We start from the raw sequence: 23,121 nt of genomic DNA, 5'->3' as shown, positions 1-23,121 counted from the left end.
GAGTTATCTTACCTCAATATATTTTGTAAATTTGGGATACTCTTAAAATTTTTTGCTCTTCAGCGTAAACACATCATAACTTGTAACTCAACTTTAGCCCTCTTTTATATATCTGATGAGAGAAAAATAAGATGCTGATCTGGAATCTTTTTAAAAGCCTTGATCGGTAAAGCCAAAAAATCTTTATTTGCGGGCAAGCACGGAAAAACAAGGTTTTAAATATTCTCTAATGAGAGTAATAAAAGAGCGTCCATCTAAAGTTGAATTGTAAGATTAGTGTCAGTGCTGTATATTGTAAGCATGTAGTACTCACGCTATTTTTTGACTAAACTTACCATTTTTATAAAATTGCTGAAACTAAGTTTCAGCAGTAATTTCGTGATATTTTTATTGATGAGAGTGATATAGCGCTCCACAGGTAAGACCAGACTAATTTTTCTAGGACTTATTAAAAATAATTTTAATATTGGTACTTTTGCTCAAGCGCTCAAATTAATTAGATATAGAGAAAGGAAATAATGCTTATGAATCAAGAGTTATTAGATATTATCAAATTATTTCAAGGATTTATCCCTCAACTTAAACTTACAGGTGTCGAGAATCTGAATCTAAAACTTGCAGAAAATATCAATACGTCTCTGAACTTTAATTTTGTTATAATAGGTAATCAAAATAAGCCTTTAGCTATAATTAGTCCCAAAAATTCGACAAATAAAAGCTTAGAAAATTCGTTAGAAAATGTAAATGAATCTATTGCTTTTCTTCCAACTAATACGCCAGAAAAACGGAAAATAGAACCAGGAAGCAACATCAAACTCAATATTCAAAATGTTCCTTTCAGCAGTGGATTACACTTAATCATTAATCAAAGAAATTGGTGGGAGAAAAAAGGAAACCCAGAAGATAAATCAGTGTTAATTGACAATGTTAAATTAATTCCTATACAAGAAAATGAGTGGGCATTGATTAAAACAATTGAAAATGCAGAACAATTTGGGTTATGTTTTAACAAAAATGGGATTCTAGAGTTAGAATTTCCAAGAAATAGCTCCAAACGAGTTATAGATATAAATAATTTATCATTAGAATTCTCGGAAACCTTCCAATTTACAGAGTATAAAGCTAGTGAAATTATAAAGCTGGAAGCAATTCCTGACTTAGTATTCTCAGTAGAGAAAAACATAGTTAAAAGAACAATCTTAATTGAATATAAACCTAAAACCTCCCGTAAAGAATATTTTCTCTTTATTTTAGCTCAGGAGTAAATCACTATGTTCTTAGATAAAGAAGATAACCTTAAACAAGAAGATGAAAAGTATTCGTTTAAAACTTTAGGGGGTAACAGCCAAAATTTTTATTTGACGCTAGATGAAAAAGGGCAGCCTATTAAACTTGGTGACGGCACTTTTGGTATCGTATTTGCAGCCCATGATAGTAATCAAGAAGACAGATTTGCTGTTAAACTTCTTTATGCTCATAAGATCGATCAGTCACGTTTTGACAATGAAATTAAGTCAACACAAGAAATTACACGAGCCAAGGGAGAGAGAAAGATTTTTGGTGTTATCAGGACAGTCGGTTGGACTGATTCATTTCAAGAATCAAATGTATATAAGACACTAAAGGTGTTTTTTGAGCCATTAAGAATCTCAAACTATGCTTTAGTAACTGAGAAGTATGATGCAACACTGAAAGACATTTTGGAAAGAGACGGTAAAGAAAATACAGAAGAGGAAAAATCTCAACATACTACTGCTGGGAACCTTACAGGATATGAGATTCTTAGACAGATGACCTTTGAAGATCGTATAGCTAATATACTTCCATATTTAAAAGATATTGCTCAAGGCCTTGTAACTCTTCATAAAGCTGGTTTGTTACACCTCGATATGAAACCTGCAAATATTTTTGTAAACGAAGAGGGTTCTGAAGTTAAGGCTGTGATTGGCGATCTTGGTTTTCTCTTACCAAAAAGAGATCCAATAACTGCATCTTTACCAATAGCTAATGCCGAACTACCTCTTGGAACACGTCACTACCGTTCACCTGAACAAAAAGACTATTTTGATATTTGTGATGCGGATATTCAAGTAGATAGCGAAAACCATAAAGTTGAGCTTATTAGTACCGATCCTAAACTTCGTGATTCAATTATTGGAAATAATGATTTTGTAGTTTTTAGTAAGAATAAAGAACAGTATGAAATTGAGTCAATTTATCTTGATGAAAACTTTTCGATACATATTTTCCTTAATGTAAATAATGAAGTTATTAAAAATATTAATAACGACCGTAAAACACAAATTGTATTGTATAAACGACAAGGCATACAAACGGATTTATTTGGTTTGGGAGCTATTTTCTTTGACCTACTTACTTGTGGAGAATCGCCAGAGCGTTTTTATGATAATATTCGAGTGATTTATGACAAAAGCGAGAAAAAAGTTGATGAAATAATGGAAGACTATGAGAAGGTTTTTAGTCTTCAATCTAGCGAACCAAGTTTAGTTCAAGTATTTGAGCCTTTTAAGCTTCATAAAAATTCAACAACATATGCCCCTCGCGAAATTGTTGAAATTATTTTAAAGTGCATACTTTACAAAGCAGGAAATACTTTTTATACCCTTAGTGATGACAATTCTGATAAAATAGCTGTACAGCTTGTGCTTGATAAAATACTGGAATTGGAGCAGAGCAAAAATTTTGAATTTAGAAGAACAAATAATAGTCTTTATCGCCGCAATTGGGAAAAGGAAAATAATTCACCTACTCCAAGTTTTTTAGAAACACTCAAAGAACTACAGAACTTGGATAAGGATAAATTACCTGCTCGTTTTGTAAGAGGATTTTGGTATTTGGATAAAATATCTGAATTAGTTAATCGCTCTGTGCAATCTTCCGCCTCGCAGAATTCATTCTCATTTAGTGAATTACATCCTACAAACTTAGTTATCAGAGAGACAAATGGTGAACCAGAAAATCTAACTATCAGGTTTCAGGCATACAAGACGGAAGAGTATTATAAGAAAGATTTAAAAAGTGACTCTGTATATACAAAAATTACTCGTGATATGGGAAATCCTTTTGTCCCAAATTATTTAGCGTTTCTGCGTCGGAAAATTAAAATAAAAACTAAAGAACTAGAGAATCAAAAACACGAATATCAATTTTTAGATTCGTCTTCTTATAGAAAGAATATTGAAAAGGGAGATTGGATTATCATAAAGCCTCAAGATAATACTACAAATGTATTATTGCAAGTTGATTTTTGTGAAGGCTCTAATTTAACTTATAAACACGTCTCATTTCAGGAAGAAAATAAAGATGAAGTATCGACAATTATAAATAATATTACTAATTCTGAGATAGTAAGGGAAGTTGTTTACTACCAAAATATCGAACCTTGTGTTTATTATTTAAACATGATAGGAATTTATATATATAATATATTTTTTGTAGGCATTGAAAACAATACTTACAGTAAACCAGGAATAAATGATATCATTAATAGTATTTTGACTATGAATAACTCTCTTAAGAATAAAAAGATAAACATAATAGAACCGTATAACGAACAAAAAAAGAATTTTTTTGACAACATTGGTTTGAGCAAGCAGCCAAAAAATGTAAAAACGTCTAAAATTAAAGAAATTCTTGAAAGAGTTGCTTCTATCTATCTAAAACTGACTATTCATGAAAGCGAGAATTCCTATTATAATAGTCGTAAAGAAGACAAGCAAAGAATTACTTTACTTCTTCAGGATCTGGAGAAACTCAAGCGTAATATTACTGATTTTATCAATAGTAATGACATGCAAACTGTCCTTCTTAGATCGTATCTTAGTGATGAGTATCTTGAAAAAATACCAACACTGTCTAAATTAATAAATAATGGCGAGATAGGTGTACCTCTAGAGTTTGATAAGCTAACTTCTTCGCTGATTGAAGTACAGTCAGGTAATATGACAATACGCTTAGATGATATGCTAACTCTTTAAATGCTAACTATTATGTGAATAAATAGTTAGCTATTTGATTATTAAAAATAATAAACTTTAGGTGATGATTTTGATCAGGGTTAAAAGTTAGAGGAAAACGGGATAAACCATTCTGAATAGACTAACTTTTAGTTTCAGGCAACCAAATAATAAACGTAGTTCCCGGTGCATTGGGTGAAGTTAATTTAGAGTTGATTGCAGGGCTAAAAACCTCAATTTCGCCCTGCATTTGCTCTATTAATTGTTTAGCGATCGCTAACCCCAAACCTGTGCCGGGGATTTCTGTTTGCGCTTGTACACCCCGATAATGCCGTTCTCCAAGATGTTCTAAATCCTGGGGTGGAATGCCAGGGCCATTATCACTAATAACTATTCCCTGAAAATTAGCTTTTTCTTGCCCCGCCTGAATCAAAATTTTGCCACCATTAGGAGTGTATTTTAAAGCATTATCAATAATGTTAGTTAACACCTCTCGTAATGCTTTAACATTGGCACGTACTAGGGATGAATTCTGTTGAATTTCAGTTATTAGTTTTAGCTTTCGCTCTTGGGCGATCGCTTTGGCTGATATTAATAATGGTTCTAATATATCTGCTAACGAGCAGTCAACTGCTTTATCTCCCGTTCCCGGCAATAATAGCGGCGGTTTAGCATCTTTTTGAATAGTTGCTTCTACAAATACTTCATCTTCTGGTAGATGTAGTGGTGCTAAATCTGCCTGTGTCAAGTCAATTACTTGTTCAAATTGTTGCAGTAATTCTTTAAGGCGATCGCTTTCTCTGACAATACTATTTGCCACATCCCGGTTAGCGTCTGCTGGTCGTAGTCGTTTTAATAGCAGTTTGCCAAAAGTCCGTAACGCCGTTAATGGGTTACGAAACTGATGCAACAGATTATCTAGCAAATCCCCCTGTTTCTCTTGGAGAATTTGTTGTTCGCGCAACTGCTGCTCAAACCATGCTCGCCGCTGATCTAAAATACAAGCGATCGCTAATGTTTGCGCTATCCGTTGAATCTGACTTTTCTCGTGTTCATTCCATGCCCGATCTTTCCTGCGTGTCACCAGTAACCCCATCATCACACCCTCATAAATCAGAGGTAAAACAATTTGGTTGCCACTAAGTAAGTACTCTTCTTTAAGATCGGGTTGAGACGCATCTGGGATTTCAGACTCCCGTGACGAAGTTGGAGATTCTGAACCTGCTGTCAATAACCTTCCCTGATGATTGGGTAATATAAACGCATTTCCAACATGAAGTTGCTTGTATGCCGTCGCTTCAATAGTTTCCTCTCCTGGCGGTAATAATGCTGTTTCCGGGTAAATCACCACAGGAATCAGTTTGGCATCGCCAGAAGGAGTATCTACCAATTCTTGTGTTAGGTACACAATACTTAAAGTTGCTCCCAGCCCTTGGGTTAGTAGCGCTATTTGCTCTCGACACAGAGCAAGAAAATCGGAACTGGCAGACATTAACATTTTTTAGCTCTTGCTCAAGATTATAGATTTTGAGGCATGATGTAAGAGAGGATACTTAATTTTTACCTCACTTATTTAATAAAGCTTAACTAAAATTTTCTTAGAGATGGTTTCTACTAGGGGATTATATTCTTAGGTGATTTTATTTTCTCGATGTTTCAAAGATATTAACTTTCTTATATTAAAAGGTTAAAAAGTATTGATATTCTGAACTAGAACCTATATAATGACGACGGATTTTGTAGCTATCACTACAATCTATAGCTTGAAAGAGGAGGACAATAGATTGGCAAGGAGACGCAAAAGGAAGAGTCGTCGTCGTCAGGAAGGACGGCGCATTTTGGAGCACGTGCCTCAATATAGCATCGAAAGTGGCGAAGAAAAGCCTGTAACAGCAGCTAGAAGATTTATTCAAGCTGAAGGGATTTTGCCCCCTGCGTTGCTACTTGTAAAGCGAAATGAACACACTACAGATCGTTATTTCTGGGCAGAAAAGGGACTGTTTGGTGCTCAATACGTAGAGGAAAACCATTTCTTGTTTCCTAGTTTGAGGGTGTTAGAACCTTCGCCAGGTCAAGAACCTCTTGCTTTAGCTAGTCGGTGAACCATAGATGGTCATCTTGGGCATTGAATGTGGCTCCTGACTATTATTAACTGGCAAAATTGCTAAGTTTATGCAAAATTTAATTTTTTTTTAGTTTGTAGCTGATTTGCCAGTAAATCTAGTCCAGGTAGTTGGAAAGTGAACCTGTTTCAAACCACGCTAGATTGCATGGGTTGATACTAATTTGATGATGCAGAAGGGAGTGGGTATAGAGCCAAGCGTGTCTAAAAGTGCTAGTGAAATTGCGCTCTTATGCCGTAGATGGTTAAGGAAGCTCTGTCAATGAATTTAAATTTTTTCCCCACGATTTTGGTCGTGGGGAAAACTGACAAAGCAGCAGTCTTGATTTTCTCCTTGCTACTTTCCATTGCCTAAAGAGTAGGTCAGGTCAGAAGTCTGCATATCATAGTTAAGAGATGGTCGCAAAAATCAACAATTATTTCCCAGGCTTGAGCTGTAGAGTCCTCTGCAACTCGCTGAGTTCATCTCGATGGGCAACTACAGTGATCTTACTTGAGGAGGTTTGTTCGCTCTGAGTTGTTTCTACTTTGAGCGATACCTTCTCAAGTCTTCCAGATTTTTTCCAATAAAATAGACCACTTAAAGGCGACAGCAGTACCATCCCCAGAACAAGGGTACTGAGGCTAGGAAAAAGCAGGTATGCAACCAGAGATAGACAAACAATCCCAGTCGCTGCCAGTAAAGTTAGAAATATAGCTAAGAACCAGCTGGGGCGAACATTACCTTCAAAAGTTACCTGATTTTGTTCTCGATCTACTGCTGCCACTTGGTAAGACCGCGATCGAAAATACTCTTTTAATTGAGACATTAAAACAGCTTCATCTTGCTCAGATACTAGTTGGGCTATTTCTGTGCGGTCTTTAGTCGAGGCACGAATAAAGAAAAACAGCCCAACCGATAACAACAAGGTTAGCAGGAACGTAGAAGGCAAAATAGCAGTATCCATAACTTAATTGTTAGTGTTTGACTGGAGGAGACTTATTCATTATCAATGATTCGTTACTTTTTCCTCCCGTTGATGTAGTCTTGCCAAAGAAAAGCTAAATCCTGAGCTTGAACTTGCCATTCGGGAGAAACTTGGTACATCCGCCTGGGGCGTCCCCGTCCTTCGAGTTTCTTCCAATATCCAGTGATTGCATTTTGGTCTTCCAGAAATTTAATTGCACTGTAAAGTACGGTATCTGAAAGCCGATAGACAGGATACTCAGTTTCTAATTGCTCGATCAACTCGGTTCCGTAGGATTCACCTTGTAATAAAACAGACAGTATGTAACAAACTGCTAGTTCTTGACAAAGGTAAGTTGGCGGAGGATTCTCAAAAAATTGATATATATCCTCAAGTTTCATGGTTAGTGAATGGCTAAAAAATGCCTTAGGGTAAAGTCTACAATCCTTGTAGCCAGTATACAGTGCTACTACTACGTGAGTAATACATATAAAGCTACTTAGACTAGATATTCATTGCGTAAACATCAAACAATTACCCACGCCTGTGAAGTTGTGGGGCGAGTTTGCGAGTTTTAGGAGCACAAAATAATGTACCCTTACTCAAGCTCTATACGGTGTGGTGAGGAGCGAACAGACAGTGAGTAAGTCACTATCTTGGTGTTAATTGATGCCGAGCTGGTTAGAACTGCTTAAGCAATAAAATGCCATCGAAGAAATTTTACAGGTAAAATGCTTTTTTGTCTGTAAAACTTAATAAACACTTTGTTTTACAGTGATTTTCCCAATGCAAATTCTAAAATCTTAAGCTAAAGGATATATCTGGGATCGAGCTGCTACGTCGGTAGACATACTTAAGCAGTAACCATTTCTGATTTCCTCGATCGCAGAATTTCTTGTCTTATTTGGCAAGTGTGATAGTAAATTTATCAAAGAAGGCGCTAAAGACTAGGGTACAGAAGACAGGAGAGGGGAGACGTAGGGAAAGACCTCTCCGTGTCCTCGCTTCCCTTCGTCCTCTCGTCCTCGTCTTCCTTTATCAAGCACCCAGCATATTGGCGATCGCTATGTCACAAACTCCTGATGCCCCATCATCTTCCTCAACTCTCAGGGCAATTGCCCAAACTTTTCGCCTTACAGGTTGGATTAGCTTCTGGATTCAGCTAGTACTAGGCGTTGTTTCTAGCATAATTGTGCTACTGTTTGCCATCTTTAATCAAAGAACTGGCAGTCCTAGTAATAATCCTGGGACTGGCTTTGGCGTATTTTTAGCAATTTGTGGACTGGTTATTTTAGGTGGGGGGATTTATTTAGCTTACCGTTACACGAGAATAGGCAAGCAATTGGAATCCTCCAATCCCAGCAACCGCCCTCGGAAAAGCGAGACTGTGCAGGTATTACGCTTAGGGGTGTGGGTAAATTTAGGAGGAACGCTAGTGACTCTTTTGGGGGCGCAGGCGATCGTTGGAACACTGGTAGCACGATCCATATCTCCACAAGCGATAACTACCCAATTTTTTGACCCTACCCGGATTATTAGCGGTCTAGATATGCTTGTAGTACAGGCAAACACTAACACCGTCTCAGCCCACTTTGCAGGGCTGGTGGCGTCACTTTGGTTACTCAATCGCATTAACCGACCTTAGAAAAGGAGTCGCAAGAAAAGGTAATAGTCAAAAATCAGCAATTCTTTTGACTTCTTTTCTCCTCTTTTCAGAGGTTGTATGGCAATAATTCAAATATGTTAATTGTACTTTTCCGAAATTATCAAAGTAGAGTGTGAAGACTAATACCAGTTACTTAATATTAGCACCCATCTAAAGAGTGATATTAGAACCGTTATCAGGGTGAATTAATTTTTATTGGAGGTCTGACACTATGAAAAAACTAGAAATCTGGAAGTTTGGTATACAAGTAGTTTTTAGCACATTGATGATTGGATTATGTAGTTCCTTAATCTTTATGGAACGCGATAATAGCCAAAACCAGGCAGTCTACTGGAGTGGTTTATCAGGCGTACTTGCCTACTGGCTACCCTCACCTGCAAACACTCAAGAATCGAGAAAATCGGAAGATTAATCCCAAATTTGGGATTTTAAATTTTTCTAGCCCTGGCAAGATTGGCAGGGCGGGCTAGAAAAATATAAATGGTTGCTTTTCTGCTCATGCGAAGCCAAAATCAGTATATGCTGATGTGTTGGCAGGTAGATAATAGGCTAAAAACTGAGAAAAATCTGTGCTGGATATCAAGCAAATACGGGAAAATCCGCAATTAGTTCAACAACTATTGAATAGTCGTAGTGGTAAATACGACATCGAACCGATATTACTGTTAGATCGGCAACAACGGGAACTAGAGGGGACACGCAGTCAACTCCAAGCTCGTAGCAACGAAATCGGTAAAATTGTCGGACAGAAGATTAAATCTGGAATCAATCCTCAAGACCCAGAAATTCAAGCTTTGCGGGATGAAGGTAACTCTGTCAAAGCTACATTAAGCGAACTAGAACCCCAGGAAAAAAACCTCAAAGCCGAAATTGCTCAACTTGTGTTGGCGCTTCCCAACTTACCAAGCGACTCTACACCCCTTGGTAAGAATGAGGAAGATAACGTAGAAGTGAGGCGTTGGGGTGATGAGTACATTCCCCAAAATCCGAATATTCTCCCTCACTGGGAAATTGGCGAAAAGCTAGGTATTCTCAATGTTGAGCGAGCTGTGAAAGTTGCCCAAAGTCGCTTTGTGACATTGATAGGCGCTGGTGCGGCATTAGAGAGGGCATTAATTCAATTTATGCTGACTCTTCATACTCAAGCTGGGTATGTGGAAGTCAGCCCCCCGCTGTTAGTAAATACTGAGTCTTTGACAGCGACCGGTCAGTTACCCAAGTTTGCCGAAGAAAGCTTTAAATGCGCTGATGATGATTTATGGCTGATTCCGACAGCGGAAGTTCCAGTTACAAATCTCTATCGAGGTGAAATTCTCGCTGCTGAAGATTTACCTATTTACCACTGTGCCTTTACTCCCTGTTTTCGCCGCGAGGCTGGTAGCTATGGGCGCGATATGCGGGGATTAATTCGCCTGCATCAATTTAACAAGGTGGAAATGGTGAAGTTTGTCGAACCCAGTACGTCTTTTGATGAACTGGAGAAATTGGTAGGGAATGCAGAAGCAATTTTACAGGCGTTGCGGTTGCCTTACCGAGTAGTAAATTTAAGTACTGGAGATTTAGGATTTGCTTCTACCAAAACTTATGATTTAGAGGTTTGGTTGCCCTCTTCTGGTAAATACCGCGAAATTTCCAGCTGTTCCAATACTATAGATTTCCAGGCGCGACGGGCTGATATTCGTTTCAAAGAGGCGGGGAAAAAAGGTACCCAGTTCGTACATACTCTGAATGGTTCGGGTTTGGCGGTAGGACGGACTATGGCAGCAATTTTAGAGAATTATCAACAGCCTGATGGGACAGTAAGGATACCAGAAGCGCTTCAACCTTACTTGGGACGTGAAGTTTTATAATTTGTCATTAGTCATTTGTCCTTTGTCCTTTGTTATTTACCAATGACCAATACTTCTCTACGAGAGGCTGCACTTCGACTAGGCTCAGTGACCACGCCAACGACTACGCTCAGTACAAATGACCAATGACCAATGACTAATACCCAATACCCAATGCCCAATTAGAATGGAGATAACTATAGCTTAATATCTTCACAATTTACTCTATGTCAGTTTTAGCAGCGATCGCAGTCTTGGCTGTTTTAATCTTGGTACACGAGTTGGGGCATTTTGTTGCAGCGCGTTCTCAAGGCATTCTCGTTAACCGTTTTTCTTTGGGTTTTGGCCCAGTTCTTTTGAAGTACCAAGGTTCACAAACTGAATATGCTGTCCGCGCCTTTCCCTTGGGCGGCTTTGTGGGCTTTCCTGATGATGACCCCGATAGCGATGTTCCACCCAATGACCCAAATCTGCTGCGTAACCGTCCAGTTTTAGACAGGGCGATAGTTATCAGTGCCGGAGTAATCGCAAATTTAATATTTGCCTACTTGGTGTTGGTTCTGCAATTGGGTATTGTCGGCATTCCCAAGGAATTAAACTATCAAGCTGGTGTCGTTGTCCAGCCTGTTAATCAAGAATCTGTTGCCTATCAAGCAGGAATTCGGGAAGGAGATATTATTCTGGCTGTTAACGGTCAAGAACTCCCGGCTTCTGATAAATCAACTCCTTTGCTGACAAAAGAAATTCAAACTCATCCTAATCAGCAAATCGAACTGAAAATTCTGCGTGAAAACCAACAACAAACCCTAAAATTAACGCCAAAATTGGGAGCCGATGGCAAAGGTGTAGTTGGTGTGGCACTTAGTCCAAATGCTACAGCAATTTATCGCCGTCCTAATAGTCCTTTTGAAATTTTTGGTCTTGCTGCTAACAGGTTTCAACAATTATTTGTTGGGACACTCAGCGGTTTTGGCCAGTTGATTACCAATTTTCAACAAACTGCTGGACAAGTTTCTGGCCCAGTTAATATTGTCAAAATCGGTGCAAAATTAGCTGAGGACAATACCGTAAACTTGTTGTCTTTTGCGGCAATTATCAGCATTAACTTGGCTATTATCAACATTTTGCCTTTACCAGCTTTGGATGGCGGACAACTAGCTTTTCTGTTGATTGAAGGTTTACGCGGTAAGCCTGTACCCTCCCGGATTCAAGAAGGTGTAATGCAAACTGGTTTGGTGTTACTCTTAGGGTTAGGAATTTTTCTGATAGTCAAAGAAACTACTCAATTAACTAGCCAATTGGAGTGGGTACAAAAATTATTCCAGTGAGCGTTACTACCCGTAAATCGTTATCTAAAAAGCAACGGGCGATAGAAGTTTTAGCTCGTCTGAAGCGTCTTTATCCAGATGCTACTTGCTCTTTAAACTACTCAACACCAGTACAATTGTTGGTGGCAACGATTCTCTCGGCTCAGTGTACTGATGAGCGGGTGAATAAGGTAACACCAGCTTTATTTGCTCGGTTTCCTGATGCTGAGAGTTTAGCGATCGCTGACTTGGTAGAATTAGAAAGTTTGGTGCGTTCAACAGGATTTTATCGCAATAAAGCTAAGAACATTCAAGCCGCCTGTCGGATGATTGTCACTGAGTTTAACTCTGTTGTCCCCAACCAAATGCAGCAATTATTAAAGCTTCCAGGTGTGGCGCGCAAAACAGCGAATGTAGTCCTAGCTCATGCCTATGGCATTAATGCTGGCGTGACGGTAGATACTCACGTCAAGCGCCTAAGCGAACGTTTGGGTTTAACTGAAGCAAAAGACCCCGTTCGGATCGAGCAAGATTTAATGAGTTTATTACCTCAGCCTGATTGGGAAAATTGGTCAATTCGGCTGATTTATCACGGTCGTGCTATTTGTAAAGCACGTTCTCCGGTCTGCGTTGCTTGTGAGCTTGCCGATTTATGTCCTGCTGCAAATAAGCCAGTGGTTGTAGGGTAAGCGACACAAGTAACCCCAGAATTGATGGAGAGACTGTAGAATGGAAAACGGTGTCTTTAAATAAGTTAGAGAATATATGGCAAAAAAGAGCATGATTGAGCGCGAGAAAAAGCGCACCAAGTTGATAGAAAAGTATGCTGACAAGCGGGAAGCTCTCTTAGAAGAGTTCAGAAGTGCAGCATCTCCTTTGGATAAGCTAGAAATCCATCGGAAGATTCAACAGCTACCCCGGAATAGTGCGCCCACCCGCCACCGCAACCGTTGCTGGTTGACTGGTCGTTCTAGAGGTGTTTACCGCGATTTTGGATTGTCTCGGAATGTACTACGAGAATGGGCGCATGAAGGTCTTTTACCTGGAGTTGTTAAGTCTAGCTGGTAAAAGTTATGAGTGATGAGTTATGAGTGATGAGTTATTAATTGAGACAAACCTAACTCCTAACTCTTAACTTCTAACTCCTAACTGTTATTGACCACAACACTTATCAATTCCCAGACTTTCTAAGAGTAGATCGCTGACGGCGTTGGCGATCGCAAACTCTCCGTAGAAGCTATTGGAAAAATCATAGGACTGCATCTCTGTGACAATGGCAATTACCAGAGAACCAAGGTCATTTTCTCCTTCCATCCGTTGACGCACAAAAATCTGTGCGGCTCGTTGAGCAATATTTTGGTTGACTGCTTCGGGGATAAATTCTGTATCTAGCCACCGTTGTAAGCGTTCTCGTAACCATTCACCTTCGAGTAGGGGGTTTTCGGGCGGTGGTAGGGTGATGGGTGGAATTGGTTGAGTCATCTTTTTTTTAACGCAGAGGGACGCGGAGGGAAACGCAGAGGAACGCTGAGGTTGATTTTTTAGCATCAAATTGCGTTTCTCTAGTGTTTTTTTATATTTATTTATGCAATATGATATCGCCGCTATTGTTGAGGGCTATGCACAAGGCTATTTTCTCATGGCTGATGAACGCGATCGCCTGAGTTGGTACGGAAGTCGCGATCGGACTTTGATTCCTTTAGATGAGAGGTTTCGCTACCCGAAGTCTTTGCAGCGCGTTTTGAATCAAGAGCGGTTTACTGTAGCGATTAATCGGGACTTTCAGGCTGTAGTTGCTGGCTGTGCTGATAGAGAGACAACTTGGATTTCACCGGAATTGGAAAAGATTTACTGGCTACTTTACCAGAATGGTTATGCTTATAGTTTTGAAACTTGGCAAGGTAACGAATTAGCTGGGGGAATTTTAGGGATTGTGATTGGTGGGGCTTTTATTGGTGAGTCGATGTTTTACCGCATTCCCGAAGGCTCAAAAGTAGCGATGGTTAAGTTGGTGGAAAGATTGCGTCAGAGGGAATTTGTCTTTTTTGATGCCCAAATGATGAATCCCCATTTGGAACGATTTGGTGCTTATCGGGTTGAGGATAAAGAATATCAATCTTTACTTCAGCAAGCGTTGCAACGTGCTTGTAAGTTAGTCTAATTTGAGAGAAAAACCGGATGTAATTGTTAGTGATGTATTAATGGCGGGAATGAAGGTATTACCATAAAAAATGTTTTAATCATTACAATAGCAATCGCGCCCATTTTGTTTGGCATGGTACAGTGCTTTATCTGCTGAGGCAATAAGTGTATCTGGCTTGATGTTCCAAATGGGTATGCAAGAGCTAATTCCTAAACTAACGGTGATGATATTCTTGACATCAGACTGTAGATGGGGAATAGCCAGAGCATGAATTGCTTGCTGAATACTTTGCGCTACTTTGATTGCTCCCGCTAAGTCAGTGTTGGGCAAGAGTATCAAAAATTCTTCTCCACCGTAACGCGCCACTAAATCGGCAGGACGATGAATTGTCTGTTGTACTGTTTGTGCTATGCTCATTAGACAATCATCCCCTGCAAGATGACCATAGTAATCGTTGTAAAGTTTGAATTTATCAACATCAAACATAATCAGTGACAAGGGTTGTTGTTCTCGTGCAAGGCGTTTCCATTCTGCTTTCAGTCGTGCGTCAAAGCAACGACGGTTAGCCACCTGAGTCAAGCCATCTAAATTTGCCAGTTGTTCTAGTTTCTGATTTGCATCTTGCAGAGCCAATTCAATTTGTTTACGTCCAGTGATGTCGCGTATGGTAATAGCAAAACCATCATCTAGTTTGACTGCGACAAAGTGATACCAGCAAGAATTGCCTAATGGATGGTAAAAATCCCCTTTTAAAGCTTCCCCCGTTTCAACAAGATTAACAAAGTGATTAAAGAGTTCTGGTTCTAAATGAACTAAGAGTTTTTTGAGTACTAATTTGCCAATCATCTCTTCACATTTGCTTCCGAAGGCTTTAGCAATTACAGGATTGATAACTAAGCAACAAAAATCCTCAATGTCTCCGCTTGCGGGGTTGCGAACAGCTTGCATAGCGGCAATACCATCTAGTGAACTATTCAAAATACTAGCTAGCATTGCCCTGGACTGATACAGTATCTCTTCTGTTTCCCTACGCTTAATATTTTCTTGTTCTAGAAGCCGTTGTTGGCGTTGAATGGTTAACTGATTTTCTAGACGCGCTACAACTTCTTCCATTTGAAAGGGTTTGGTGATGTAGTCTATGCCCCCTGATTTAAAGGCCGTTACTTTATCGAAAACATCATCTAAAGCACTAATAAAAATAACAGGAATGGTGCGTAGAACTTCATCCGCTTTCAGAATTCTACAAATTTGATAGCCATCCATTTCTGGCATCTTGATATCTAAAAGAATAATATCTGGTTGCTTCGCCTTTACTGTTTTTAGTGCCATCCGCCCACTTGTGACACTGCGAACAGTGTAGCCGAGTTTGACTAGACAATCACTTAATAAATGTAAATTTTTAGGACTGTCGTCTACTAGGAGAATATTACCTTTATTTTCTTTATCAGAATCAAGATTCATTGCTTCTCAGGGGTTCGGCTAAATCAATCAATTCCTCAAATTCAAATTGACGTGCAAGTTTTGTTAAAGATTGAATTAAAAAAGTTTCTGTTTTGGGAACATCTCTAATTAATTCTATGACCCGATTAGTATTTGCTTCTAAAGCAGCTTCATAGAATTGATTAATCCATTCCTGAGACATACAAATTAGATTGTTAGATGTTAAATATTTTTTTTCTATATATTCTAAATTTGAATAATTATTTTCAGTAAATATGTATTTGACACCAAGATGTTTGGCGAGTGTATCAAAAATTGTATGTTCTGCAAAAGGTTTGCGGAGAAAGTCATCACATCCGGCTGAAAGAACGATCGCTTTCTCTTCTTCTAAAACACTCGCCGTCAGAGCAATTATAGCTGTAGCATTCCCCTTGGTAGTGGACTTGATATATTTTGTAGCTTCGTAACCGTCCATGACAGGCATTCGCATATCCATCCAAATCAGGTGGGGTTCCCATTCATTCCAAATAGCGATCGCTTCTTTTCCATTACTAGCTTCTTTCATCTCAAACCCTAATGGTTGTAAAAGTTTAATTAATAATTGGCGATTAATAGGTTTATCATCTACTATTAATAGTTTATATATAGGTTGTCCTGGTGCAAGTTCTAATACTTTTGGATGTACTTCTAAAGTATTGCTATCTGTTGGTTGACCTAATTTTGCTTGAATATAAAATTTAAAATTTGTCCCAATTCCTAATTTACTTTCAACAGAAATATCTCCTCCCATTAACTGAATAAACTTGTGACTTATTGCTAAACCTAAACCCGTTCCTTCTTGAGATTCTTTTCCAGCTTGTGCTTGAGAAAAAGCATTAAATAGTTTGGGTAATTCTGCGGCTGCAATCCCCACTCCTGTATCACAGAGTTGAAAATCAAGAGTTAAAATATCTGTGATTTCTTCACTACTATTATTTACTGTTAAACTAATTGTTCCTTTTTTAGTAAACTTAATTGCATTAGTAATCAAATTAATTAATACTTGCCGGAGTTTTAACTCATCTGTGCAAATATAACATGGAACATTTTCACTACGTTGAAATATTAAATTTAAGCCTTGATTACTTGCCTGTAAATGTAGCATATCTTCTAAGTCATCTAGCAAACGATACAGGTCAAAGTCTCTAGGGTTAAGAGTAGTTTGACCCGCTTCTATTTTTGATAAATCGAGAATATTATTAATAAGTGTGAGTAAATAATCACCACTGTGATAAATGATCCCGGCATTTTCGTAATGCTCGGCAGGTAAGTTTTTAGCACGTAACATTAATTGAGAAAAACCTAGAACAGCATTGAGGGGCGATCGCAATTCATGACTCATATTAGCAATAAATAAACTTTTAGCTTGATTTGCTACTTCGGCTTTGTCTTTAGCAATGGCTAACTCTGCTGTTCTCTCCTGTACCCGTTGTTCCAAAGTTTCCAAAGATGTTTGTAACTGAAGTGCCATGTTATTAAACGATTTTGCCAGTTGACCTATTTCGTCTTTTGATTTATTTTTGGCACGGATATCTAAGTTACCTGCGGTAAACTGGAAAACTATCTTGGTAAGGTGAATTATTGGCTTTGTAAGCAGTTGTCCAATAATAAAAGCGATGATTGCCACTATTCCAGCGATAAATACAAATAACAAAATTGTGTCGCGAATTTGCTTTTCTACAGGTGCTAGGGCAACGGCAAGGGGTCGTGCAAACAACACAGACCAAGGTTTATATTGCAAACGAGCGATCGCAATTAAATTAACCTGATTACCTGTTGCTGACAAAGATGCAATTAAATACGATTGTTTATTATTCAATGCTTGTTTAAGTTTTGACTCATTAGTTGCCAATTCTTTGAAAGAAGAATTAGGCAAACGACCTTCCGATTGCAGTTGAGTTACAACATCGTCAGGCAGAGGCACAATTGATTTAAAAAGCAATTCTGGTGCAGTACTATGTGCCAGATAAATATTATTGTCATCTAAAAGAATCGCAAAAGATTTTTCCCCAGCCCGTTCGGTTTGCCGAGTTACTAACTGCTGAACAACAGTGGCATTATATGAAACACGCAATACACCCAATATATCTCCCTTGGCATTGCGAACTGGACTGCTAAAAAAGAGAGTAATAAGATCGGGGATTGTCGGCGATCGCTTCATGCTAGAAACAAAGGATAAACCAGTTTGTAGCGGTTTTTTAAAATAATCTTGAACTGATTCATCTTTGCCAATATTTATTGTACGTGTATCCAATACATTTTTACCGTTTAAGTCGAGTAAAGCATAAGAGAGAATATTGAGCATATCTTTGCGACTGAGACGGATTAATGTTTCTGTCGCCAATTGCATTTCGGGGCTGCCATCTCGCTGTTTTGGAGTTAGGCTGAGGTAGCGTCCCAAACCTGGTAAAATCGCCTCTACGCGCACGGCATTGAGATTTCCATCAATAAAGGCATCTATTCTGTTAGCAGTTTCGTTAGCTGCCGCAGATAAGGCTTGTCGGGCGTTGTCAGTTAGTGCTTTTTCGGTTGTCTGTTTGTTGACAAATGCCAATAACAGCAACGGAATCAAAGCAACAATGAGAAATGAGGCGATCAACTTTGTACGGATGCCGCCTAAAAAGGAGTGCTGCATAGCTTCAAGCTAGGGAGGATTCAAGAAGGAAGAATTGAACAAACTTTTTAGCTCAGGAATACGCGTAATGTTTCCAGAGCGAATAAAAAAGTCTGCATATATCTTGGCAGTTTTGTAAATGGAGTTAGGATTGCTAGATTGAAAATATTTTTCATTTTCACCTAAATCAGGTAGGTTTATTCCCTCTAGAGAGAGAGTATTGATCGGAATTTTTAATGCTTTGCTGATAATAGCGTTTCCTTCCTCAATATTTCCTTTCCAGTAGGTCGAGGCTTGCAGCCATCCTCGCACAAATGCACGAATGTCTTCGGGGCGATCGCGGATTGTCTCACCGCGAAAGATAATTAAATCTAAAATCAAGCCAGGGGTTTGTTTGCTCGTAAATAGAATATTTCCCCCTAATTTCATCACTTCAGAGAGATAGGGTTCCCAAGTATGTCCGGCTTGAATCATATTATTTTTCAGGCGTTTAGGAATTTCTAAAGCCTCTAATTGAACCAAGCTCACATCATCACTGGTTAAGTTTGCAGCTTTCAACATTTCAGTCACGAAAACTTCGCTAAAACCACCTAGATTTGCACCTAGCTTTTTCCCTTTCAAGTCAGCTACGGTTTTAATTTTTGATTGGGCGACTACCACATCTGCTCCTATTGATTCATCTATAACGATCGCGCCTTGTATATCTGGATTTGTGGCACTCAAGATTATAAAATTCCCCAAAGACGATGTAATCCCATCATACTTACCCGCATTGAAGTTTGCTTGTTCCAATTGGGCGTATTGTGTATGAATTAGTTCCACATCTACCCCTTGGGCTTTGAAGAATCCTTTTTTTTGAGCAATGATGCCTGGAAGCTCTCCAACAAAAGATCCAAATATCACTTTCAATGGAGGGCGTTTTACTTCAGTTGGTACTGAAGTATTACAAGCAAGTAGTAAACAGGCGGTAATGATAAAAATACTAATGTATCTGAGTAGTTTAAGCATAGAATTTTTGATATTTTTAATTATTATTAATCAAATATTCAGCTAAATAAACTAGTTGATCAAATTGAAATTGACGTGGAAATTTTGTCAGTAATTGTATTCAATGAGTTTTGGCTGTTGAAATTGCTTCAATATTTATAAATTCTGACCGCAAGGGCGGTTTGATAATTTCATCACAGGTATTGAGCCGCCCCAACAAGGTATTATGGTTCAAATCAATGAAATAGGCTGTAATTGCAAAGAGAGCGATCGCTCTTTTCCACTGTTATATCAGTCTTTAAATAATCCCCCACCCAATCACAACTGTATTTCAGTAGGTTGAAATGGAGAATTTGTTCTAAATCCCACATAATCACAAGTAGTTGGTTATCTCCCTCAGAGGCGAGGGTTTTGCCATCGGGGCTGAAGGCAATTCCCCACACACCACGCTGATGTTTAAGAGTTCTGATTAAAGTGCCATTTAGTTGCCAAAGCTGAACGCTAAAATCGCTACTGGCAGAAGCGATCGTTTTCCATCTGGGCTAAAGGCAACTCGCCACACCGCAGATTTGTGCCCTTTGAAGATGGTCATGAAGAAGGGTGTGAGGTATGGGGTTGCAGGCTTGGGAAGACAGCATTGATCGTAGCTCTGAAACCCAGACCAATGCAATCATTTTAAAAAGCCCGATGCTACCCAAGCATTGAATGACTGTGAATAAGGGCGCAGATTGTCTAGCTGCTTTAACACCCATTCAGCATTAAAAATACTGCGGTAGATGGGATTTTTAATTCTAAGATAGCCGTTGCGTTTCTCGACCAATCCCGATAGTAAAAGCTGCGTCTGTTCTCGACTATCATCGGTAGGCACGGGAGATATTGCAGGTAGAAGATGCAAAAAATCACTAGTGTCTTTCCTTTTTGCGTCTCCTCGTCCTCCCATCCCTCCATCTTCTATTTCCTGTGCTTGCAATACCTGCTGATAAAGACTCAATAACCGTCCGGCTTGTTGTTGGTTGAAAAGTAGGCGATCGCGAATCGTGCGGAGGTGTTCGGGTTCATCTTGTGATTCCCAGTGTTGGATAATCTGCGATCGCACCAATTTTTCTACCCAATATGCCTCAGTGTTTGGGGATAGGACAATTTTTCGTTCTGATGTCTTTAAGGCAGTTTGGAGAACTAACTGACAGAGTTTTTGAGTTAGAAACGGTTGTCCTCCTGTCCAATAGATCACCTCTTGTAGCACCACTTCTGGTTGGCTGATTGCTCCCTGTAACCCATTTAGCAATGGGCTAGTTTCATGCAATTGAAAGCCGTATAACTCTATAGCTGTCCCAATGTTAAAAGGTGTTCGGCGTTTGTCAGCAATTAAGTCAGATGGACTGGCGACTCCAAACAATGCAAATCCCAGGCGTTTAAAATTCGGATCGTGTGCCTGTTGATTGTAGCAATGACGAATCCAGGCAAAAAAGTCATTGACCGGAAAATTCAAACTCAGCAAACTATCAATTTCATCAATTAAAATGAAAATGCCTTTAGCTTCGCCGCTTCCTTCAGAATCGCTCTTGACATTTGGCAGCAATACTTCTTCAACAAACTGGTGTAGTTTTTGTACAGGAGAAAGACCTGTTTGCATATTCCACCATTGCTTAAAATTGACCTGTTCCGCCAGATTTAACCCGTAGAATATGCTGACAATGATTCCTTTATACCATTGTGCTGATGTAGTATCCTCGCTACCCAATTGCGTCACGTCTAAGTAAACACATTTATAGCCTTCTGACTTGAGACGACGACTTATTCGCTGTAGTAGGGATGATTTACCCATTTGGCGAGAGTTGAAGACGTAGCAAAAATCGCCACCTTTCAGACTGTTATAAAGTTTTTCATCTGCTTGACGCATAACATAAGTGGGATCGTCACTGTGGAGGCTACCGCCAACTTGGTATCTCATGTGCAAAGTGTGATTAGAAAAGGAGGAGATAAAGAAGGAGTCAGAATTCAGAATTCAGGATACTATATCCATGCCACACTGTCGCATTCGTGAAGTGTCTCTTAGAGTAAGACGGTGAGGAATGAGTATGCAGTAAATGCGATGCCTACGGTGGTCACTGAGCCTGTCCTGAGCGTAGCCGTTGGCGCAGCCTCTCGTAGAGAAGGGCGCAGCCGAAGTGCGGGCTACGCCAACGCAGATTGAGAAACAACGGCGCAATGGTTTGCCTTTCGCAAAGACTATGATTTACTGATTTTAGATTGGATGTTGACCAAAGTCAGTGGGTTGATTAAATCCGCCAAATTTCTGCAAGCAATTTCGTCTTTGTCTAACCATCGCTAACCTTGACCCGGAAAACATGGCAGATTACTTGAATAAGTACCAAAAGTCTGACAGGAAAACCATACTAATGAGAATTTGGACTACTACTACTGTGCTAGCTGCTTTTTGGCTAATATCTGGGATCGTAGGTTCTGAGCCAATCAACGCTACTTCTGTTTTGGTAGAAAATGCCATATCATCTCCGGCGCCAACGAATGCAAAACAGATTACTGTCAGTAACACCGAGTTTGGTCTGAAGAGAGTTGACTCCAAAGGAAACGTTACCATTTTTCAGACAACAAGAGTGCCACTTCAGGAAGGAAACACCTACGGGTGGCGGATTAAACTCAAAAACTACCAAGGTGAAGTGAAATGGCGTGAAGTCTTGTATTTACCAAAACCTCCAGAAACTTGGGGTACAGATAATGGTGAAGATTTCTCAATATCAGCAGACGGTAAGACATCTGTAACACGGCGCACACAGTCGGCTCCAGAAGGTGTAATTGAGAATTTTTGGACAATCGCTGCTGGCGATCCAGTTGGTAAGCATAGAATAGAAGTCTATATTGATAACCGTTTGATCGGTACTTTCCAGTTTGAAGTTATTCCAGTTAAGTAGAGATGAAGGGCATTAGGCGTTAGGAGTGCTGAGTGCTGAGTGCTGAGTGCTGAGTGCTGAGTTAGGAGTTTTATTTATCTCCTTGTCCCCTCATCTCCCTCATCTCCCTCATCTGCCTCATCTCCCTGCTCCCCTGCCCCTCTGCTCCCCTGCTTCTTCTTTTCCCCTTAGCCTTAAGCTGAGGAGTATCTTAGAGATAGAAGTTTGATTCTTGTTAGGTGGCGATCATGAATACAGAGGAATTCCTGCGATTGATCGAAAAGCAGCGGCCATGTCCTCAGACACTACCAAAAGGGCTGCAAGCAATGTGGTATGACAATAAAGGTGATTGGAAGAAAGCTCATCAAATAGTTGCAAATGCCAGCGATGCCGACAGTGCCTGGGTTCATGCTTATTTGCACCGTAAAGAAGGCGATTTAAATAATGCCCATTTCTGGTATCAACGCAGTGGTCAGCCAGAATTTTCAGGAGAACTAAGCCAAGAATGGGAACAAATAACTTCTGTATTGCTAAAGAAGGTCAACGTGACGCATGAATGCTGAAGAATTAAAAAGGCGTTTTGCCGCAGGAGAAAGATATTTTCCAGCCGTCAACTTGAGTAGGGACAAGCTGATTGGAGCCGATTTGCCGGGAATTAATTTATGGGGATCTGACTTGAGTGGAGCTAACCTAGCTAAAGCTAAACTCTGGGGAGCAGATTTGAGTAGAACTAATTTAGCCAAAGCGAATTTGACCAGAGCTAATTTGAGCGGTGCCAATCTGAATGAAGCAAATCTCCGAGGAGCAAAACTCAACTATGCCAAGTTGTATGGAGCTAATCTGACTGGCGCTTACTACGATGAAAGTACGCGATTTTCTAGAGGTTTTGATCCGATCGGTAGAAATATGCGGAAGATGTGAAGGGAGTAGAGGAGCATACTTCGACTGCGCGTAAGGATTCAGGGGAGTAGGGGAGCAGGGGAGCAGAGGGGCAGGGGAGCAGGGGAGCAGGGGAGCGGGGGAGCGGGGGAGCGGGGGAGCGGGGGAGCGGGGAGATGAGGGAGATGAGGGGACAAGGAGATAAATAAAACTCTTAACTCTTAACTCTTAACTCTTAACTCTTAACTCTTAACTCTTAACT

General features: G+C 39.7%; 21 protein-coding genes and 2 pseudogenes. 14 read left to right on the top strand and 9 right to left on the bottom strand.

Features of this window, described 5'->3' with window-relative positions; genetic code table 11:
• Window positions 1-524 precede the first annotated feature (524 nt).
• Both RMY16_RS24570 and RMY16_RS24565 read left to right on the top strand, forming a co-directional pair.
• The gene (locus RMY16_RS24570) at window positions 525-1,265 is read left to right on the top strand and encodes a hypothetical protein (RefSeq protein ID WP_322738549.1); all 741 of its coding nucleotides are present in this window, start codon (window positions 525-527) and stop codon (window positions 1,263-1,265) included.
• 6 nt (window positions 1,266-1,271) lie between these two features.
• On the top strand, window positions 1,272-3,998 hold the full coding sequence (locus RMY16_RS24565; RefSeq protein ID WP_322738548.1) for a protein kinase domain-containing protein: 2,727 nt from the start codon (window positions 1,272-1,274) through the stop codon (window positions 3,996-3,998).
• Window positions 3,999-4,119: 121 nt separating this feature from the next.
• Here the strand turns inward: RMY16_RS24565 and RMY16_RS24560 are convergent, their stop codons facing one another.
• Complete coding sequence (locus RMY16_RS24560; protein ID WP_322738547.1) at window positions 4,120-5,475, bottom strand: ATP-binding protein; 1,356 nt, start codon at window positions 5,473-5,475, stop codon at window positions 4,120-4,122.
• Between the two features lie 286 nt (window positions 5,476-5,761).
• On the opposite strand from RMY16_RS24560, the gene RMY16_RS24555 reads away from it, so the two are divergent.
• A complete protein-coding gene (locus tag RMY16_RS24555) occupies window positions 5,762-6,079 on the top strand; it encodes a DUF3155 domain-containing protein (RefSeq protein WP_041566316.1) in 318 nt (105 codons plus the stop codon).
• 436 nt (window positions 6,080-6,515) lie between these two features.
• On the opposite strand, the gene RMY16_RS24550 is transcribed toward RMY16_RS24555, so the two are convergent.
• Both RMY16_RS24550 and RMY16_RS24545 read right to left on the bottom strand, forming a co-directional pair.
• Window positions 6,516-7,046 (bottom strand): cofactor assembly of complex C subunit B, encoded by a 531-nt coding sequence (locus RMY16_RS24550; RefSeq protein ID WP_322738546.1) that lies wholly within the window; start codon window positions 7,044-7,046, stop codon window positions 6,516-6,518.
• A gap of 53 nt (window positions 7,047-7,099) precedes the next feature.
• Entirely contained in the window at window positions 7,100-7,447 is a 348-nt protein-coding gene (locus RMY16_RS24545) for a PadR family transcriptional regulator (protein ID WP_322661071.1), read from the bottom strand.
• A gap of 665 nt (window positions 7,448-8,112) precedes the next feature.
• Between RMY16_RS24545 and RMY16_RS24540 the strand changes: the two genes are divergently transcribed.
• From RMY16_RS24540 to rpsN, 6 genes are all read left to right on the top strand, one after another.
• Window positions 8,113-8,691, top strand: a complete 579-nt coding sequence (locus RMY16_RS24540) for a DUF3611 family protein (RefSeq protein WP_322661073.1) — start codon at window positions 8,113-8,115, stop codon at window positions 8,689-8,691.
• A 232-nt stretch (window positions 8,692-8,923) separates the two neighbouring features.
• Window positions 8,924-9,124, top strand: coding sequence for a hypothetical protein (locus tag RMY16_RS24535; protein ID WP_322738545.1), 201 nt, complete (start codon window positions 8,924-8,926; stop codon window positions 9,122-9,124).
• Window positions 9,125-9,281: 157 nt separating this feature from the next.
• Window positions 9,282-10,562, top strand: a complete 1,281-nt coding sequence (serS, locus tag RMY16_RS24530) for a serine--tRNA ligase (protein WP_322661075.1) — start codon at window positions 9,282-9,284, stop codon at window positions 10,560-10,562.
• 206 nt (window positions 10,563-10,768) lie between these two features.
• Window positions 10,769-11,869: an RIP metalloprotease RseP gene (rseP, locus tag RMY16_RS24525; protein WP_322738544.1), complete on the top strand. Its 1,101-nt coding sequence runs from the start codon at window positions 10,769-10,771 to the stop codon at window positions 11,867-11,869.
• Complete coding sequence (gene nth, locus RMY16_RS24520) at window positions 11,845-12,537, top strand: endonuclease III (protein ID WP_322738543.1); 693 nt, start codon at window positions 11,845-11,847, stop codon at window positions 12,535-12,537. The genes rseP and nth overlap by 25 nt, the downstream gene beginning before the upstream one ends.
• 76 nt (window positions 12,538-12,613) lie before the next feature.
• Entirely contained in the window at window positions 12,614-12,916 is a 303-nt protein-coding gene (gene rpsN / locus RMY16_RS24515) for a 30S ribosomal protein S14 (RefSeq protein WP_190939279.1), read from the top strand.
• Between the two features lie 84 nt (window positions 12,917-13,000).
• On the opposite strand, the gene RMY16_RS24510 is transcribed toward rpsN, so the two are convergent.
• Entirely contained in the window at window positions 13,001-13,330 is a 330-nt protein-coding gene (locus RMY16_RS24510; RefSeq protein WP_012410384.1) for a hypothetical protein, read from the bottom strand.
• 103 nt (window positions 13,331-13,433) lie between these two features.
• Here RMY16_RS24510 and aat point away from each other — a divergent pair, with 103 nt between their 5' ends.
• Window positions 13,434-14,009 (top strand): leucyl/phenylalanyl-tRNA--protein transferase, encoded by a 576-nt coding sequence (gene aat, locus RMY16_RS24505; RefSeq protein ID WP_322738542.1) that lies wholly within the window; start codon window positions 13,434-13,436, stop codon window positions 14,007-14,009.
• Window positions 14,010-14,084: 75 nt separating this feature from the next.
• Here the strand turns inward: aat and RMY16_RS24500 are convergent, their stop codons facing one another.
• The 5 genes and pseudogenes from RMY16_RS24500 to RMY16_RS24485 form a co-directional block, all read right to left on the bottom strand.
• Window positions 14,085-15,452, bottom strand: coding sequence for a diguanylate cyclase domain-containing protein (locus tag RMY16_RS24500; protein ID WP_322738541.1), 1,368 nt, complete (start codon window positions 15,450-15,452; stop codon window positions 14,085-14,087).
• A complete protein-coding gene (locus tag RMY16_RS24495) occupies window positions 15,442-18,105 on the bottom strand; it encodes a hybrid sensor histidine kinase/response regulator (RefSeq protein WP_322738540.1) in 2,664 nt (887 codons plus the stop codon). Before RMY16_RS24495 ends, RMY16_RS24500 begins: the two co-directional genes overlap by 11 nt.
• Before the next feature lie 9 nt (window positions 18,106-18,114).
• A complete protein-coding gene (locus RMY16_RS24490) occupies window positions 18,115-19,092 on the bottom strand; it encodes an ABC transporter substrate-binding protein (RefSeq protein ID WP_322738539.1) in 978 nt (325 codons plus the stop codon).
• Window positions 19,093-19,307: 215 nt separating this feature from the next.
• Window positions 19,308-19,541, bottom strand: coding sequence for a hypothetical protein (locus RMY16_RS33125; protein ID WP_416211697.1), 234 nt, complete (start codon window positions 19,539-19,541; stop codon window positions 19,308-19,310).
• A gap of 209 nt (window positions 19,542-19,750) precedes the next feature.
• Window positions 19,751-21,022 (bottom strand): annotated as a pseudogene (locus tag RMY16_RS24485) (AAA-like domain-containing protein); the annotation flags it as partial.
• Between the two features lie 249 nt (window positions 21,023-21,271).
• On the opposite strand from RMY16_RS24485, the pseudogene RMY16_RS24480 reads away from it, so the two are divergent.
• The 4 genes and pseudogenes from RMY16_RS24480 to RMY16_RS24465 all read left to right on the top strand — a co-directional run.
• Window positions 21,272-21,349: pseudogene (locus RMY16_RS24480) on the top strand (DNA-binding response regulator); the annotation flags it as partial.
• 121 nt (window positions 21,350-21,470) lie between these two features.
• Window positions 21,471-22,001 carry a hypothetical protein gene (locus RMY16_RS24475; RefSeq protein WP_322738537.1) on the top strand — a complete coding sequence of 177 codons (531 nt, stop codon included), beginning with the start codon at window positions 21,471-21,473 and terminating at the stop codon, window positions 21,999-22,001.
• A 227-nt stretch (window positions 22,002-22,228) separates the two neighbouring features.
• Complete coding sequence (locus tag RMY16_RS24470) at window positions 22,229-22,543, top strand: hypothetical protein (RefSeq protein ID WP_322738536.1); 315 nt, start codon at window positions 22,229-22,231, stop codon at window positions 22,541-22,543.
• Window positions 22,533-22,901 carry a pentapeptide repeat-containing protein gene (locus RMY16_RS24465; protein ID WP_322738535.1) on the top strand — a complete coding sequence of 123 codons (369 nt, stop codon included), beginning with the start codon at window positions 22,533-22,535 and terminating at the stop codon, window positions 22,899-22,901. The genes RMY16_RS24470 and RMY16_RS24465 overlap by 11 nt, the downstream gene beginning before the upstream one ends.
• Window positions 22,902-23,121: the final 220 nt, after the last annotated feature.

Source organism: Nostoc sp. DedQUE12b, assembly GCF_034530835.1.
Taxonomy (GTDB): Bacteria; Cyanobacteriota; Cyanobacteriia; order Cyanobacteriales; family Nostocaceae; genus Nostoc.
Note: the sequence above shows the minus strand (reverse complement) of the source record. Positions and strands in the feature narration are given on the sequence as shown.

What these genes read in the sequence shown, in the direction of transcription:
- RMY16_RS24570 (WP_322738549.1), top strand. Translation starts at nt 525, where the DNA reads ATGAATCAAGAGTTATTAGATATTATCAAATTATTTCAAGGATTTATC.
- RMY16_RS24565 (WP_322738548.1), top strand. Translation starts at nt 1,272, where the DNA reads ATGTTCTTAGATAAAGAAGATAACCTTAAACAAGAAGATGAAAAGTAT.
- RMY16_RS24560 (WP_322738547.1), bottom strand. Translation starts at nt 5,475, where the DNA reads ATGTTAATGTCTGCCAGTTCCGATTTTCTTGCTCTGTGTCGAGAGCAA.
- RMY16_RS24550 (WP_322738546.1), bottom strand. Translation starts at nt 7,046, where the DNA reads ATGGATACTGCTATTTTGCCTTCTACGTTCCTGCTAACCTTGTTGTTA.
- RMY16_RS24545 (WP_322661071.1), bottom strand. Translation starts at nt 7,447, where the DNA reads ATGAAACTTGAGGATATATATCAATTTTTTGAGAATCCTCCGCCAACT.
- RMY16_RS24540 (WP_322661073.1), top strand. Translation starts at nt 8,113, where the DNA reads ATGTCACAAACTCCTGATGCCCCATCATCTTCCTCAACTCTCAGGGCA.
- RMY16_RS24535 (WP_322738545.1), top strand. Translation starts at nt 8,924, where the DNA reads ATGAAAAAACTAGAAATCTGGAAGTTTGGTATACAAGTAGTTTTTAGC.
- rseP (WP_322738544.1), top strand. Translation starts at nt 10,769, where the DNA reads ATGTCAGTTTTAGCAGCGATCGCAGTCTTGGCTGTTTTAATCTTGGTA.
- rpsN (WP_190939279.1), top strand. Translation starts at nt 12,614, where the DNA reads ATGGCAAAAAAGAGCATGATTGAGCGCGAGAAAAAGCGCACCAAGTTG.
- RMY16_RS24510 (WP_012410384.1), bottom strand. Translation starts at nt 13,330, where the DNA reads ATGACTCAACCAATTCCACCCATCACCCTACCACCGCCCGAAAACCCC.
- aat (WP_322738542.1), top strand. Translation starts at nt 13,434, where the DNA reads ATGCAATATGATATCGCCGCTATTGTTGAGGGCTATGCACAAGGCTAT.
- RMY16_RS24500 (WP_322738541.1), bottom strand. Translation starts at nt 15,452, where the DNA reads ATGAATCTTGATTCTGATAAAGAAAATAAAGGTAATATTCTCCTAGTA.
- RMY16_RS24495 (WP_322738540.1), bottom strand. Translation starts at nt 18,105, where the DNA reads ATGCAGCACTCCTTTTTAGGCGGCATCCGTACAAAGTTGATCGCCTCA.
- RMY16_RS24490 (WP_322738539.1), bottom strand. Translation starts at nt 19,092, where the DNA reads ATGCTTAAACTACTCAGATACATTAGTATTTTTATCATTACCGCCTGT.
- RMY16_RS24475 (WP_322738537.1), top strand. Translation starts at nt 21,471, where the DNA reads ATGAGAATTTGGACTACTACTACTGTGCTAGCTGCTTTTTGGCTAATA.
- RMY16_RS24470 (WP_322738536.1), top strand. Translation starts at nt 22,229, where the DNA reads ATGAATACAGAGGAATTCCTGCGATTGATCGAAAAGCAGCGGCCATGT.
- RMY16_RS24465 (WP_322738535.1), top strand. Translation starts at nt 22,533, where the DNA reads ATGAATGCTGAAGAATTAAAAAGGCGTTTTGCCGCAGGAGAAAGATAT.